We start from the raw sequence: 13,430 nt of genomic DNA on the forward strand, positions 1-13,430 counted from the left end.
TTCCTAAGCCTTTTCCTCAACATGATCCAATAGGGCCTTTACCGCCTTGGCATCGACCGTAAAGACGCCGACCTTTTCCGGGAAACGGCCTGTCGTGCCATGGAAATCCGAGCCGCCGCTGACGTACCAGTGACGCTGCCGGGCCAGTTCCAGGAATTCGTCATAGCGGCCGCGGTTCTTGGGATGATAGACTTCGACGCCGTCAAAGTCATGAGCCAGTACCTGGCCCAGCGTCCGCTTGAGCAGGCCCGGATGAGCCAGTATGGCCGTACCACCGGCCTGGCGGATGAGGGCTGCGCAGTCGTCGATGCTGCGGCGGTGATAGGGGACGTAAGCCGGACCGCCGCGATAGAGCAGTTTATCGAAGACGGTCTTGACGTCCGGGAAATAACCTTTGGCCACGAGCAGACGGGCAATATGAGGCCGGCCGACGGTCCCGCCCTGGCGCAGCGTCGCTTCGATGCCGCTGCGGTCGATATCATAGCCTAAGCTGCGGCAGCGGTCGACGATTTCCAGGGCCCTGTTGAAACGCCGTTCCTTAAACTGCGCGCAGTAGTCCTGCAATCCCTGGTTCTGGGTATCGATGCCGTATCCCAGGATATGGACGTCTTCGCCATCACATTCCGAGCTGATTTCAATGGCCGGGATGACGCGGATGCCAGGAGCGAAGCGATGGCTGCCGTTATAGGCCGCTACCGTATCGTGGTCGGAAATGGCCATGACGCTGAGCCCGGCAGCGACGGCCATCTGGGTCAGCTGTTCCGGTGTATATACACCATCAGAACAATTCGTATGCATGTGTAAGTCAACGATCATTGGACGCCACGCCTCCCTGCAATAAATGAAGAATGGACTTGATGCCGACGCCGGTCGCCCCGATGAGGCCCGTTTCGTCGGCTTTTTCATTGAATGCCGGGCCGGCGATGTCCAAGTGGATCCACGGCGTGCCATCGTGGACGAACTGCTTGAGGAAGAGGCCTGCCGTGATGGCACCCGCTTCGGGGCCGCCGACATTCTTCAAATCGGCGACGTCGCTTTCCAACAGCTTTTCATATTCTTCATCAGCCGGCAGCTGCCATATCTTTTCGTGGACTTCCGTCGCGGCGCTGAAGAAGCGGTTCATCCATTCCTGGTCGTTGCCGATCATGCCGGTCCGCACCGTCCCCAGGGCCGTCACGCAGGCACCGGTCAAGGTCGCCAGATCGATGAGGCGCGTCGCCCCCTTTTCCTGGGCATAGGTCAGGGCATCGGCCAGGATGAGCCGCCCTTCGGCATCCGTATTCTTGACTTCGACGGTCTTGCCGTTATACATGGTCAGGATGTCGTCGACGTGATAGGCCATGCCGGACGGGATGTTTTCGACCAGCGGGATGACGGCCAGGACGTTGACAGGGTATTTGAGAAGCATCAGGGCCCGCATGACGCCGACGGCCGCCGCTGCCCCGGCCATGTCGTCCTTCATGAATTCCAGGTTGGCATGGCTCTTGAGGGACAGGCCGCCGCTGTCATAGGTGACGCCCTTGCCGACGATGCCCAGGACTTCGCGGCTGTTGGGATCGCCCTGATAGGCAATGGACAGGAGCTGGGGCGGATTCATGCTGCCCTTGCCGACGGCGACGATGCCGCCCATATGGCGCTTTTCCAGGGTCCATTTATTGAGGTTCTCGATGAGGATGTTGTCGCTTTTGAGCATGCCCCCGACGATATCGGCGAATTTGCGCGGCGTCAAATCATTGGACGGCATATTGACCAGGTCCCGCGCCGCGTAGATGCCTTCATAGATGGACGTATACATATAACACATGGAGTTGAATTCCTTAGGCCGCAGGCTGTGGGTCAGGATGTTGATATTCTGAATCGTCCGGCTCTTGGCTTTGCGTTTATAGTGGTTGAATTCATAATTACGGTACAACAGGCCGTCGATGAGGGACCCCAGATCCATATCCAGGGTATCGGCCAAGACCGCCAGTTCACTGACGCCTTCTGCCATGGCCGCTGCCATGAGGCGCCGGGCCATGCGGAAATCTTCATACGTCGAGTAGCGGATGGGCTTCCCTTCCAGGCCGATTAGGAAATACGTCTTGGCCCGGCCATCAGACAGGCAGTGGAAGACATGAAGGGACGTATGCTGCAAGATCTCCGGATGCTGCCCGGCATAGGCCCGGATGAGCTGGACATCCCCTTCCGGCAGCTGGCACAGCGTCGACCCCCGTTCATTCAGGCCGACAGCGACGGTGTCCATGCCGCCATTGCCATTATAAGTAATCATACACATCGCTCACTTTCCATCTATAGACAAACAAGTAGTTTTTGTAACATATCACTTCTTTCATTATACATTCGCCATGTCGCCAAAATCAAGAATCGAGGGGAATTCAAGATTCTGTAAATTTTCTTAAAAAAACACTTGCATTTCTCATAGCTTTAGTGTATTATATTACATGTGCTCAGGAAACAGCGAGTACAAAGAACAACAAAACATGGACCATTAGCTCAGCTGGAAGAGCACCTGACTCTTAATCAGGGTGTCCAGGGTTCGAGCCCCTGATGGTCCACCATAACAAAGCTGATAGCCATCGCATTTATGCGGTGGCTATTTTCGTATGACCCCAAAAGATATGGTGTCTTTGACCCCATTTTGACCCCGCCACATATCACTCCATTATTTAATCATTATATAAATAAAAAATAGCCCCTGGGCTCGGCAATCTGCATACAATCGCAGTGCGTACTACCAGGGGCTGCTACATTATTATAGTTTTATATAGGTTATGCGTTTGTGGATGTGGTGCTCTTGCTCAGTACAAACTTAACTGCCCAAATCGTGCCGTTGATCAGGAGCGGCAAAACAAATTTGTCACGGATAGCATTCCAGCCAGTTTCGGACGCGGCCTGCGCCTGTACCTGTGTCACAAACTTATCCGCTACGGATTCAAGCGCGGTCATCCCTTCATTACTCAAACTTTCAATGATCTGCTGTTTCGCGGATTCTACTACATCGCTCGTATCAAGAGCTGCCAACATACCATCACGTACTTCAGTCCATTTACTCATAGTTTTCCCTCCAATTTGGCCGGACATGCCTATGTCCGGCTCTGTCCGGCCAGTCCGAAAATATAAAAATAAAAAGTGTATACTAGAAAGTTAATCATCCCCTTTCGTCGCACGAAAGATAAATGATCACCTCCTGGATTACTGTAAGCTGCATTCGTAATCGGTGACGCCGCGGGCGATAGCTCGTGCGAAGTCATCCCATTGGTTGACGAGCAAGTCGGCGTCATCGTCATTGTCGATAAAAGCAGTTTCTACGAGTACGGCCGGCATATCGGTATGTTTTAAGACGATAAGCCCAGGCATTTCTTTTACGCCGCGGTCTACTGTACCCAGGGCATCAATAATTTGACTTTGGATGCACTGAGCCAGGTTTCCACCGTCACTCATGCAACTGTAACATTCGACTTCTGTGCCGCGTGCCTGCCCGTTAGCAGCATTACAATGTATACTTACAAAGACGTCTGCCGGCCATGCATTGGCATCTGCGCAAACAGCGACGGGGCGATCGTCGTAACTGCTGTCGTAGTATAAATTATCCGACTGTAAAAGCCGGCATTCACAGCCAGCCGCTTCTAAATATTTTTTTACTGCGGCGCCAATTTTTGCGGCTACGTCGCACTCACGCAGTCCACTGTTGGGGTTGATTGCTCCGCTGTCATAATCTAAATCGTGACCTGGGTTAATGTATACTTTCATTACTATTATCTCCTTTCTTTGTAGTGGCGGCGGTCTTGATATTGCCGCCAATATAACCGAGCAGGCCGCTTGCGATGGACATAGCTAGTTCATTCTGCTCATAAAAAATGGCCAGAATCAGCGCTACTACAAGGCCGATAATGACCGTCAAATCTACCACGTTAATCTTATCAATCATAAGCATCACCCTTCAATTAAAAAGACAGCTCTGCGGCTTTCCATAGTGTGTTCATCATTCATTTTCCTTTTGTTCTTCTTTCTGCAAAGCATGGACAATACGAGCGCTTAGAATATGCTTATATTTGTCCATCACTTCTGATTGCTCTGTCATTAAGTATCGTTCTGTGGCATCAAGATCACTAGAGTGTTTATTCAAGTATTCTTCTAATTTAACCCACTTTTCGCTTAATTCACAACGTTCATCCACCATTCTATAAATGTAGTCTTTCATGCTTCTTTCGCCTCTTTCTCTACGATAGTTCTACCCCTTGTAAGTTACTTTGCCGTCATACGTAATAGTAGCCGCGGCCAGCGCCTCTTTGATGGCCTGGGCGACGTATTCTTTCTTGGCGTACGTGCTGGCGATGTTGTTCCCACTGGCGTCAGCTATCGCTTTGCTGGCAGTCCCCGTCAAATCACCTATCACGTCGCCGTGGAATCCGTCTGATTGTATACTCCCTACTAATGTTCCGCCTTTTGCCGATGAGGTGTTCTTCCAAAAGTTCCAAACACCGCCGTATTCATAGAAATCCACCTGGTCATGCCCTGCGTACCCGAAATCGATTGCATGATAGTATGTATCGGCATTTCCCTCACCACGGAATTTCCGGCATTGGAAATAGTTTGCCGCGCCGCTCCCTGTTTGAAAAGATGGCGCCGTCAGATTCCCTGATAGTGTACCACCGGATAACAGTAGATAGCTGGTATCGATGCGCCGGCCTACGCTATCATAGACGGCGCTTTTAGACGTGACGTATTTCAGCGACTTCCAGGCTGTGGCGCCGTCCCCAATTTTGAAAAAGGTCGTGTCGGTCTCTACCCCAAGCTCGCCGTCCAGCAGTACGGGGTTCTTGGCGGTCCAGTTGGCCGCCGTGTCATGCCGGCACTTGAGCTGTGCTTTTACGGTTTTGGCCATGGTCCGTCACTCCTTTTACGCATTGCCACAATCCAGGATAAGCGTGTCACTGTTACGGATGAGGTCGGCCGAGTCGGCCAGGTCTGTCGATTTCGACGATTTGAAAGCGGCCACAAATCGCGCCTGGGTATAGTACAAATTAGTCCCCCCCTCGGAGACATCAGCTGTACTCAAGACGACGTTTCCTGTTTTGCCGTTGACGCTGGTGACAACGTCCGTTGGCGCTTTGAGTTGTACCCAGTTGGCCAGGGTCGACGCCGGTGCCTGTTTTAAAATCCAGGTGCCCGTGCCGTCGGTGCGGATAGCGATGTCACCTTCCTGGGCCGTCAAGGCCAGCATTTCCGTTTCGCTGGCGACGGTGTGGGGCTCTGAGATGGCGATAGCCGGGATGACGCTTTCACTCAATTTGCCGTTGGCATCGAGAATTGGAATCTGACCAGCTGCCGTGCCGACATTTTTTGTGGCGGCTGTGCCGACGCCGCCGACGTCTGCCGTCGTCAGATTACTGCCGGCGGTGACGCGCCCTTTAGCATCGACCGTCACTTTGCTGTACGTGCCGGCTTTGACGCCCGATGCGACCAGGGCGACGGTGATACTCGTTCCAGCCGAGCCGTCAAAGGTTGCCGAACCGGTGGCGTCCCCGGCGATGGCAATAGTCCGAGACGCAGACAGTTTGTCCGCGCTGGCCACATTGGAGACGCTCATGGTCCCATCGGCCGCAATCGATACTTTTCCGGTCCCGGCAGCGGTCTTTACGCCGCCGATGGACGCCCCGCCGATGGGCAGGCGATAGACCAGCGTGTCGACGCCGTCGATTTGGATATAGCCGTTCTGCTCACTGGCGCTTACCAGGACCCCGGCATAATGCAGGCCGACCCAGCTGGTAACGCCGTCGCCCAGTTTAAATTTCCCTGTGTCGACTTCAACGCCCGGTTCGCCTTTCGCCAGTACCGGGTTCTTTTCGACCCATGTAGCGGCCGCATCGTTACGCAGGTATAAGGTTTTCACTTTTAATGTTTGTTCGCTCATGCGTGCCCTCCATCAATTGCAATAATGTCATTATAATCGGACCCGACGCAGTAGTATTTCCCGTCGTCCGGGTCGTAGCGATACAATTTATTAGCTGTCGTATCGCCGTACAGCACGTTCACATCACCGATGTTAGGAAAGTGGAAGCGGCTGTCAAATGGCAGATACTCCAGATGCGTTAACGCCGCCGCAAATTCGGCCTCTGTACCCGTGTAGCCGTTTTGTACAGCCACGTCATAGGCACTATAGCCGCGTTCACCACGGCGGGCGAATTTACCGGAAATACCGCCTCCGCTGCTCAACTGTGCTTTTAATGTTGCCATTTTATCTAATCACCTCGTTACGTCTGCGATGACCCGGAATAGGCCCGGCCCGACGGTCTGCACTCCGCCGCCCTGGGTCCGAACCTCGATGTCCCATACATAGTCACCGGCTTCTAGATTGGCCGTCATGTCATGGGTCAGCGACACGATACCATCTTGAACAGAAGCCTGGAAGACATACGCATCGTCGGTGATTTTTTTCTTGACGCTAAAAACCGCGGTATAAGGTCCGATGTCCGAGCCGTCTTCCTGCGTCAAATCCACATCAAAACTGTCCGTATCGCCGCGAATATGGTAGATGTTGTTGCCGATGATTTTCAGCATATCATTTCACCCTTTCTTGCAAGTCGTCCAGCCGGTGATGCGCCGATGCGGCCGACGCTTCGACTTTTGCAAGTCGTTCAGCCATATTCTGCCGCTTCTCTTCGACGCCCCTGATGTATTCTTGCGTGCTCTCGATGAGCTCTCGGAGTTCCTGGATGGACGACGACAGGGGTTTGATGACGGCATAATTAAAGATGACGCCGCATAGGCTCAGTATTCCGACGATGACGCCAGTCATCTGTACCAGCGAGTCCATCACGTGCCCCCATTCGTGTCGGGTTTCGCCGTCGTATTGGCATCGCTGGCGGTTGTGTCGGTCTTCGGCGCTACATAGGCGATGCAGTCTTTGTTCGGGCAAGTGCCATCGCTTTTCAGCTCACTGCCGCAATACGTACAATACTTTTTCTTTTTCCAAAAGCTCATGCTGTCGTCACTCCTTCCACGGCTTCTTTATAGGCCGCTGTCATATCTTTATAGTCTTGCTGGATGCTGGCTACGGCATCCGTATTACCTGCCAGGGTAGCAGACTGCAAGGCGGTCAGCATTTCGTTTTTATTAGCTTCATATTCGCTAGCCAGCTTGGCTTTTTCTGCCGCAGCTTTTTCTTCTGCGGTTGGCTCCGGTGCTACGTATGGGATAGGTTTACCGGTCGACATGTCACGAACACAGTTACTCATATACTGTTCAAATGTTGCCTGGTCAATCAGCTCAATGACCGTGGCATCACTGGCTAATTTAGCCGCTTTTTCCTTGTCCGCTTTCAGCAGAGCTTCACTTGACGGGTCCGTCGGATCATATTCGCATAAAATCGTGACGACGCGGCGGCCGGACGCATTAAAGCCGGCTACATAGTGCTGGGTATTCATGCTATCATCTCCCTAAAAAGATTATGAGGTGGTAAAAATGAGAAAGCCTAATGGCTATGGGTCTATCAAGCATTTGAGCGGACGCCGGCGGCGGCCGTTTGTTTTTGTAATATCGAAAGAGGGGCGGCAACGCCCGGTTGCATACTTTGCGACGCAAGTAGAAGCGGAAATTTTTGCAGCGGATTATAACAAAATTCATCGTCGTCACTCCCTCCCTGGGCATCAAATCATATTAATCGAGCTGTACCATCGCTGGCTCCCGGCTCATATCGCCGATACAGGGCCATCACAATCATCGCTGGACAGCTATAGAAACGCTTTTCGGCATTTGTCCGATTTACATTACGAGCCGGTTGCAAAGCTTCGTTATACGGACTATCAGCGCATCCTGGACGGCATGAAGCGGCGCGGCCTCTCGTACTCGTCGTTAAAAAAGGTGCGCTCGCTTATCTCTTTGCTCGAAAAGTACGCGCTGAAAACGGAGATCATCACGAAATCCTACGCGCCGCTACTCTCCATCGGCCGAAATCGTCCGGTCCGGCCTCATCACACCTTTAGCCGGCAGAAAATCAACCGGCTATGGGCGGCCGTAGACTGCCCCGGCGTCGATACGGTCCTTATCCTGCTCTACACTGGGATGCGCTGTGGCGAGATGTTAGATCTAAAAAAATCTGACGTGCACCTGCGCCAGCGCTATATCCGCATCACAAAGAGCAAGACGGCGGCCGGTATCCGCATCATACCGATACACCATCGCATTGCCCCACTTATCGAGTCACGTATGACCAGGCCAGGCGATGCGCTTATCTGCGATACGACGGGACGGCCGTACAACTATGGCCGGTACTGCACGGTATGGCGGTCGGTTATGCATCTCATCCGCGCTGACGGCCATACTACGCACGATTGCCGGCACACGGTCGCAACACTGCTTGATAATGCCGGCGCGAACGAGACGGCAAAACGCCGCATCCTTGGTCATGCTGGCGGTGATGTGACGGAGCGTGTCTACACGCATAAAGGGCTACGACAGCTCCGTAAATGCATCGAGCTGCTCAAATAATTTGTTACTAATGCGATACTATACGAGCCGCCAGTGTTTGCATAAAATACGTCTGCTATGCAGCTCTATCGCTGTTACTATTGCTACTCATAAAAATAGCAAAATCAACGTCTATCTGAGTTTTTCTTGATGCGGATAGGCGCTCATTTTGCTACTTTTGCGATTCTCAATTATACAAAAATCATTGATAACAGCTGGTATTCGAGTTATCTGTTTAATCATTTCCGACTCGGTATACAGTGGGGATATGGCCAGGGATATGAATATACTTTTACGTACCCGATGTCCATACAAACTGCTTTATGCGCGTTCGTTACGCATTTAGACAATTCGGAGTCGGTATATCATGGCCGAATAGCCAAGCTTCAAGTTCACAGGGTTGGCAGCACTAGCTTGACAGTTGTGAGCGATTCGGGAAATCCTGAATTTTATGTATTGATTATCGGGATAGCGTGAATGAAGAGTTTGTTTTTTCACTGTTTGCGGTCGGGATACTCCAACTGCGTTTTATAGCTATCGGATTTTAATTTGATGCGCATGTTATTGTTAAATACCGATTGCTAAAATTTTGTATGGATATATATAATTAGACGTTGATGAATCTGCCCACACACTGGTTTTATCCCCACCGGCACTAACCCCGGTAGTATCATTGGCCAGTAGCATCGTAGCGTTAGCTACCACTAAAAATGGGTCTGTCGTAAAAGCAACCGGAAGCGTCTCAATAGCTCCGCCGTTTTGTCCGGGGTCATTTCCAGTAACTACCCACTGTTCAACAGTGGGGAGAAGTCAGGTATAACAATAACCCCAACGGACAAGTGATAACGCCTACAATCGCATTTAACACCTATTTTGCTGGGGTGGTTGTTGACCGCGGGCTTAAGTGGAACACCGGCGGAACTTTTGCCGGTGTTGATTATGTTGATAGCCAATTAATTTTTTGGCCGCAATACACCGGTAGCCCGCAAACGGTAAGCAAAAATGGCACAGATTACCACTGGCTGATACTGTGCGCATAAACAGTGGGTACATATGTATAGCGGAACAATCACATTACCAATTTCTATGCCGAATGCAATATTAAGCTTAGCCGGCATAGATTCTGGTCAAGCCCAGCGTTCGTATGGAGCTGTACCTAAGGATAATAGTACTGTTACTATCTATAATTCGAGCAAAAATCCACAAAGTGAATGGGGATATTTAATAATAATCGGGTATTAAGCACTGCACTGTTTATATACATATGGCAATCCATCGGCAATACACACATTGTATGTTTCCTTGCGTTGGGCGTACCCCCTCCGCCGTAAATTTAGTCCCATCTACAGGGATAAAAGAAATAATTGCATCATTATGAGCGTTGTTATAGTCATTACCCGCTATGGATAAAATCATTGAGCATGAAAGTGGTAGCATTACTGTGACTGGCGACACATTTTGTTCAATGTATCCCCACTGTTTAATATCCGATGGCTATCCAATCCATGGCATTCGAGTAGTTTGCTCTAATATAAAATGCAGATGTTGTTTTCTCGCCAGTATTATGAAATTCTTCTGTTATTATACTTCCAATGGCGTCAGCGTTCCAGGTGGATGTAACTGTGACTCTATATGCATCATTGCTAAAGTTGATTGGCAGCGATACTTTAGTATCCGTAGTTCCTACGTTAAGGTTTCCCCACTGTATAATAAAGCCGTTCGCCCATTTGCAGTACCCGTTAGATGTTAAACTCTGTGCCACGATGCCACCACATGTAGCGGCATTGGCCGCGATGGTATTGCGGACGGCTTCGGCGCTGGTGTCGTCGAGGATGGTCCGGGCAAAGGCAGACAGTGCCGTCAGGTTGGCCGACGAGGCACCTGTAAAGTACGGCAGTTTATCGGCGGCTGGGGTGACGCCTGCCATGGCGAGCAGGGAGTTGACCAGGGTAATCGGTATCGTGATATTGCCGGACCCGTCGAAGTTCTGTGCCGTGCCGGTCAAGCCCGTGCCCGATACGTTGATTCTGCGGGGCGTGGCTAATTTGTTTGCGCTGCCTACGTTTACTTCCCCTAAATTGCTTTTCCCCGTTCCGCCATTGGCTACCGGGAGTATGCCGCTTACACCGATACCAGTCACGTCTGCTGTACCATCAAATACGGCACTATATGGACTTGCCAGGTTGACTTTTAAATTCCTTCCTGTCTTGAGTCCCGTGCTTTTCCCGCTGATTCCGTTCGCATGGGCGTCGGCGTTTCTATTGTGGGCGTCCAGATTCTTACTTACTGCGTCGGACATCTCTTTTAAGCGTTCGTCGTTTGAAAAAAGCTGGCTGGCCATGTCATTTTCCAATTTTGCGTGTACCGGGTCATTCGTAATACGCTGCGGGAATCCGTCCGTGTTATATGCCAGCGAATTGTCAATCCCTTCTGTCGGTCGCGTCTGGTTATTGATTGTTTCCGGGAAATCTGTCTTCCATTTTTCTAAGTAATCAGCCATTGTTTCCACTCCATTCTTCTGTGTTTGTTCCGTATGTATATTTACCGTCAAAATTTATTTTGCCATTCCAGGACCAGCCAAGATACACATAGCAGTCTAAATGAGCCGGTTTATAGACTTCTATTTTTCGCCGCATTTCGTTCAGTGTCTCGGCATCGGCTTCGGTCGTGAATATGATGAAATAATACTTGTCATTGTGCTCTTCCACGGAGCCGGTGCCGTACGATTGTACGATATTCCGCACGTTTTCCAGTGTTGTCGTACTCGGCCCGCGCAGTGAAATCAGTATCCGGGCGCGCCGCTTCTCGTCGCTGTCCGCTTTGTCATGAGGCAATGCAAGAAAGCGTTCCCAGTTTTCCAGGCCCCACGTCGCCGTAGATACAAAGAACTGCTCAAACAAGTCAATGAGCGTTTTCCGCGCATCATCATGAGCCGATGATTCTGCTTTTAATTTAGCCGCAAATTCCGGGTCTTTTGTCAGAAACGCAGGCAAATATTTACATAAATCGACTATGTCATCTCTGATAAAATTATTCATCGGCTGTCACCGTCAAATCTTTAAGCCTCGGAAGCTGTTCCGTGGTCAGTGTGATATTCGCATTGCTTCCGTCCAGGAGCAATTTGTTATAATCGGAAATCGTTCCGCTATCTAACATGGCTTTCCCGATTTTTGCCAGGGAAACTTTCCCGTCGGTAAAGGCTTCGTTTTGCATGTAATTGGCAATCGCACTCCTTAGCTTGTCTGCATACATACTTTCCCAGCCTTTGACTACTACGACGTTCGCGGATACGGAAAATTCTTTGATGCTCGGTGTCACTACGGTTACAGTCGCGCCGATGGGGCGTACTGTCTCGATGTAGTCCGCTGTTTTTTTAATCAGGGCCTCCGAAGCCTGGTTATTGTCGCTGTCGGCGATGATGACTTTTACTGTCCCATTGCCGTTCCACAGCGGCACGACTTTTGCCGTCCCTACGCCGCCGACAGACAGCGCCCATTCTCTGTAATGGTTCGCATTGCCCGACGTGATGGGGTTCCGGACATGCAGATACAGCCGGTTCAACAGTGATTCGTCTGATTCGGCATTATAGCCGTCGTACGTCGCGTCGTTATTGATGACGGACGATATACCGGCGATAGTTACGGGGATCTTCGTGATTGTCTTGGCCGCAACGTTGCCCGATGTGCCGGCATCTACGGCACGGACAGGTACATCGCCACTTTTTTCGATTGTCACCGATTTGACTGCTTCAAAAGTAATCCCGCTTTCTGTAGCAAACAGGGATCCTACAGGGACGACGCCGTTGCCGGTTACGGTGACAGTTCCCTGGGCCTGTACAGCGTCTTTGCGGTCAATGCCATGTTCAGCGGCTCTCATGGTTAGATATTCGCCCCATGATGTTTCTGCAAAGGCCGCTTCCATCATCAAATTCATTTCGATGTAGGCTTTTTCAAATTCTACGGCATTGGCTGCCAGGTTGTCGCCGACAAAGGTGCCGGAAACGTCGGACAGCGAGCCGCCGTATAGGTTTTCATATGCGTTCTTTAGCTCTTGTAGTACCCTATCCTGGGTCTTGATTTCAAAGGCCACGGCTTACACCTCCGTTTCTATTTCGGCTTTTCCATATATCGTCGTGACGGACAATTTCATGATGATCTTTTTCTTGATCCTGGTTACGCCGGCGGCTGTCACCCGCTTGATGTAGGGATTTACCAGCAGTCCTTCTTTGATGTACTGGAAAAGTAGCGTCTGAGATATGCCGTCATTCGGCGTTTTCCCTACGAATCGTTCCAGCTCCATTCCGTAGTCATCAAAATAGGCCCGGTAACGGTATCGCTCTACTAGGAGTGCCTTACGGATCCACACTTTTATGGCCTCGTTTTGGGTCAGCACTTTATGCGTCCCATCGCTGTTATAAATAAATTTATTATGCTCGAAGTCCCAAGCCAGCTCTTTGAACTCTGGCAAATCATCCCGGTCTGTCAGGGCTGACGACGGCGTCAAGGACGATGTCGTCCCGGCTGTCATAAACGGGTTAGTCGGCATGTTATCACCTCTAATCTAAGTAACGGAATTTCCCTAAGACCAGGAATTTCTGCCCGCCCCTTGGGTCTTCCTTGGAGTAAAGCGGTATAAGACCTACCCTGTCGCCTGGTGCCCAAGTGTCGGTCAACTCTTCGTCATTGTCTATCGGATGGTTATGGCTTTCATATGCCGCATCCCCGGACCCGCCGCCAGCAAAACTAGTAGCCCCGACGACATGCCGTACGTGTCCCGGAATCCAGTATTCATCTACCAACAGCTGTTCTTTCGTCAGCGTCATGCCATTGTAGCCGACTTTTATATCCGGCGGCCCGCTGATGACGACACCAAGGGCAGCGCCGGTCTGGATTCCCATGCGCAGTGCCATGGCCGCCATAAGCGCTAATATCCCTTTGTATGGGTCGTTCGTGTTCTTCATG

19 protein-coding genes and 1 tRNA gene are annotated in these 13,430 nt (G+C 51.0%); 2 read left to right on the top strand and 18 right to left on the bottom strand.

Features of this window, described 5'->3' with window-relative positions; translation table 11 throughout:
* Positions 1–3: 3 nt before the first annotated feature.
* Together ACE418_RS01000 and ACE418_RS01005 are read right to left on the bottom strand one after the other, a co-directional pair.
* Entirely contained in the window at positions 4–816 is an 813-nt protein-coding gene (locus tag ACE418_RS01000) for a PHP domain-containing protein (RefSeq protein ID WP_416448733.1), read from the bottom strand.
* On the bottom strand, positions 806–2,269 hold the full coding sequence (locus tag ACE418_RS01005) for a leucyl aminopeptidase (protein ID WP_416448734.1): 1,464 nt from the start codon (positions 2,267–2,269) through the stop codon (positions 806–808). Before ACE418_RS01005 ends, ACE418_RS01000 begins: the two co-directional genes overlap by 11 nt.
* Positions 2,270–2,482: 213 nt before the next feature.
* Between ACE418_RS01005 and ACE418_RS01010 the strand changes: the two genes are divergently transcribed.
* Positions 2,483–2,558, top strand: a tRNA-Lys gene (locus ACE418_RS01010).
* A gap of 211 nt (positions 2,559–2,769) precedes the next feature.
* Here the strand turns inward: ACE418_RS01010 and ACE418_RS01015 are convergent.
* The 11 genes from ACE418_RS01015 to ACE418_RS01065 all read right to left on the bottom strand — a co-directional run bounded on the left by ACE418_RS01015 (position 2,770) and on the right by ACE418_RS01065 (position 7,427).
* Positions 2,770–3,054 carry a hypothetical protein gene (locus ACE418_RS01015; protein WP_416448735.1) on the bottom strand — a complete coding sequence of 95 codons (285 nt, stop codon included), beginning with the start codon at positions 3,052–3,054 and terminating at the stop codon, positions 2,770–2,772.
* Positions 3,055–3,192: 138 nt separating this feature from the next.
* Complete coding sequence (locus ACE418_RS01020) at positions 3,193–3,750, bottom strand: N-acetylmuramoyl-L-alanine amidase family protein (RefSeq protein ID WP_416448736.1); 558 nt, start codon at positions 3,748–3,750, stop codon at positions 3,193–3,195.
* Positions 3,734–3,928: a hypothetical protein gene (locus tag ACE418_RS01025; protein ID WP_416448737.1), complete on the bottom strand. Its 195-nt coding sequence runs from the start codon at positions 3,926–3,928 to the stop codon at positions 3,734–3,736. Before ACE418_RS01025 ends, ACE418_RS01020 begins: the two co-directional genes overlap by 17 nt.
* A gap of 54 nt (positions 3,929–3,982) precedes the next feature.
* Positions 3,983–4,201, bottom strand: coding sequence for a crAss001_48 related protein (locus ACE418_RS01030; RefSeq protein WP_416448738.1), 219 nt, complete (start codon positions 4,199–4,201; stop codon positions 3,983–3,985).
* A gap of 30 nt (positions 4,202–4,231) precedes the next feature.
* Complete coding sequence (locus ACE418_RS01035) at positions 4,232–4,885, bottom strand: hyaluronate lyase N-terminal domain-containing protein (RefSeq protein WP_416448739.1); 654 nt, start codon at positions 4,883–4,885, stop codon at positions 4,232–4,234.
* Between the two features lie 15 nt (positions 4,886–4,900).
* A complete protein-coding gene (locus ACE418_RS01040) occupies positions 4,901–5,914 on the bottom strand; it encodes a hyaluronate lyase N-terminal domain-containing protein (protein ID WP_416448741.1) in 1,014 nt (337 codons plus the stop codon).
* Positions 5,911–6,237 carry a hypothetical protein gene (locus ACE418_RS01045; RefSeq protein WP_416448742.1) on the bottom strand — a complete coding sequence of 109 codons (327 nt, stop codon included), beginning with the start codon at positions 6,235–6,237 and terminating at the stop codon, positions 5,911–5,913. The genes ACE418_RS01040 and ACE418_RS01045 overlap by 4 nt, the downstream gene beginning before the upstream one ends.
* Before the next feature lie 9 nt (positions 6,238–6,246).
* Positions 6,247–6,561, bottom strand: a complete 315-nt coding sequence (locus tag ACE418_RS01050) for a hypothetical protein (protein WP_416448743.1) — start codon at positions 6,559–6,561, stop codon at positions 6,247–6,249.
* A 1-nt stretch (position 6,562) separates the two neighbouring features.
* Positions 6,563–6,817 carry a hypothetical protein gene (locus tag ACE418_RS01055; RefSeq protein ID WP_302349453.1) on the bottom strand — a complete coding sequence of 85 codons (255 nt, stop codon included), beginning with the start codon at positions 6,815–6,817 and terminating at the stop codon, positions 6,563–6,565.
* A complete protein-coding gene (locus ACE418_RS01060; RefSeq protein WP_416448745.1) occupies positions 6,817–6,984 on the bottom strand; it encodes a hypothetical protein in 168 nt (55 codons plus the stop codon). The genes ACE418_RS01055 and ACE418_RS01060 overlap by 1 nt, the downstream gene beginning before the upstream one ends.
* Entirely contained in the window at positions 6,981–7,427 is a 447-nt protein-coding gene (locus tag ACE418_RS01065; protein ID WP_416448746.1) for a hypothetical protein, read from the bottom strand. Before ACE418_RS01065 ends, ACE418_RS01060 begins: the two co-directional genes overlap by 4 nt.
* 454 nt (positions 7,428–7,881) lie before the next feature.
* On the opposite strand from ACE418_RS01065, the gene ACE418_RS01070 reads away from it, so the two are divergent.
* Positions 7,882–8,490, top strand: coding sequence for a tyrosine-type recombinase/integrase (locus ACE418_RS01070; protein WP_416448747.1), 609 nt, complete (start codon positions 7,882–7,884; stop codon positions 8,488–8,490).
* 1,459 nt (positions 8,491–9,949) lie between these two features.
* Here ACE418_RS01070 and ACE418_RS01075 read toward each other — a convergent pair.
* The 5 genes from ACE418_RS01075 to ACE418_RS01095 are packed head-to-tail and all read right to left on the bottom strand — an operon-like array spanning position 9,950 to position 13,429.
* Complete coding sequence (locus ACE418_RS01075; protein WP_416448749.1) at positions 9,950–10,969, bottom strand: gp53-like domain-containing protein; 1,020 nt, start codon at positions 10,967–10,969, stop codon at positions 9,950–9,952.
* Positions 10,962–11,507 carry a putative phage tail protein gene (locus ACE418_RS01080; RefSeq protein WP_416448750.1) on the bottom strand — a complete coding sequence of 182 codons (546 nt, stop codon included), beginning with the start codon at positions 11,505–11,507 and terminating at the stop codon, positions 10,962–10,964. The genes ACE418_RS01075 and ACE418_RS01080 overlap by 8 nt, the downstream gene beginning before the upstream one ends.
* Positions 11,500–12,558, bottom strand: coding sequence for a baseplate J/gp47 family protein (locus ACE418_RS01085; RefSeq protein WP_416448751.1), 1,059 nt, complete (start codon positions 12,556–12,558; stop codon positions 11,500–11,502). The genes ACE418_RS01080 and ACE418_RS01085 overlap by 8 nt, the downstream gene beginning before the upstream one ends.
* Positions 12,559–12,561: 3 nt before the next feature.
* Positions 12,562–12,996, bottom strand: coding sequence for a DUF2634 domain-containing protein (locus ACE418_RS01090; RefSeq protein ID WP_416448753.1), 435 nt, complete (start codon positions 12,994–12,996; stop codon positions 12,562–12,564).
* A gap of 28 nt (positions 12,997–13,024) precedes the next feature.
* Positions 13,025–13,429, bottom strand: a complete 405-nt coding sequence (locus ACE418_RS01095; protein WP_416448754.1) for a DUF2577 family protein — start codon at positions 13,427–13,429, stop codon at positions 13,025–13,027.
* Between the last annotated feature and the right edge of the window lies 1 nt (position 13,430).

Origin of the sequence: Megasphaera jansseni (genome assembly GCF_047974155.1) — a bacterium.
In the GTDB taxonomy this organism is placed as follows: domain Bacteria; phylum Bacillota; class Negativicutes; order Veillonellales; family Megasphaeraceae; genus Megasphaera.

What these genes read in the sequence shown, in the direction of transcription:
- ACE418_RS01000 (WP_416448733.1), bottom strand. Translation starts at nt 816, where the DNA reads ATGATCGTTGACTTACACATGCATACGAATTGTTCTGATGGTGTATAT.
- ACE418_RS01005 (WP_416448734.1), bottom strand. Translation starts at nt 2,269, where the DNA reads ATGATTACTTATAATGGCAATGGCGGCATGGACACCGTCGCTGTCGGC.
- ACE418_RS01015 (WP_416448735.1), bottom strand. Translation starts at nt 3,054, where the DNA reads ATGAGTAAATGGACTGAAGTACGTGATGGTATGTTGGCAGCTCTTGAT.
- ACE418_RS01020 (WP_416448736.1), bottom strand. Translation starts at nt 3,750, where the DNA reads ATGAAAGTATACATTAACCCAGGTCACGATTTAGATTATGACAGCGGA.
- ACE418_RS01025 (WP_416448737.1), bottom strand. Translation starts at nt 3,928, where the DNA reads ATGATTGATAAGATTAACGTGGTAGATTTGACGGTCATTATCGGCCTT.
- ACE418_RS01030 (WP_416448738.1), bottom strand. Translation starts at nt 4,201, where the DNA reads ATGAAAGACTACATTTATAGAATGGTGGATGAACGTTGTGAATTAAGC.
- ACE418_RS01035 (WP_416448739.1), bottom strand. Translation starts at nt 4,885, where the DNA reads ATGGCCAAAACCGTAAAAGCACAGCTCAAGTGCCGGCATGACACGGCG.
- ACE418_RS01040 (WP_416448741.1), bottom strand. Translation starts at nt 5,914, where the DNA reads ATGAGCGAACAAACATTAAAAGTGAAAACCTTATACCTGCGTAACGAT.
- ACE418_RS01045 (WP_416448742.1), bottom strand. Translation starts at nt 6,237, where the DNA reads ATGGCAACATTAAAAGCACAGTTGAGCAGCGGAGGCGGTATTTCCGGT.
- ACE418_RS01050 (WP_416448743.1), bottom strand. Translation starts at nt 6,561, where the DNA reads ATGCTGAAAATCATCGGCAACAACATCTACCATATTCGCGGCGATACG.
- ACE418_RS01055 (WP_302349453.1), bottom strand. Translation starts at nt 6,817, where the DNA reads ATGGACTCGCTGGTACAGATGACTGGCGTCATCGTCGGAATACTGAGC.
- ACE418_RS01060 (WP_416448745.1), bottom strand. Translation starts at nt 6,984, where the DNA reads ATGAGCTTTTGGAAAAAGAAAAAGTATTGTACGTATTGCGGCAGTGAG.
- ACE418_RS01065 (WP_416448746.1), bottom strand. Translation starts at nt 7,427, where the DNA reads ATGAATACCCAGCACTATGTAGCCGGCTTTAATGCGTCCGGCCGCCGC.
- ACE418_RS01075 (WP_416448749.1), bottom strand. Translation starts at nt 10,969, where the DNA reads ATGGCTGATTACTTAGAAAAATGGAAGACAGATTTCCCGGAAACAATC.
- ACE418_RS01080 (WP_416448750.1), bottom strand. Translation starts at nt 11,507, where the DNA reads ATGAATAATTTTATCAGAGATGACATAGTCGATTTATGTAAATATTTG.
- ACE418_RS01090 (WP_416448753.1), bottom strand. Translation starts at nt 12,996, where the DNA reads ATGACAGCCGGGACGACATCGTCCTTGACGCCGTCGTCAGCCCTGACA.
- ACE418_RS01095 (WP_416448754.1), bottom strand. Translation starts at nt 13,429, where the DNA reads ATGAAGAACACGAACGACCCATACAAAGGGATATTAGCGCTTATGGCG.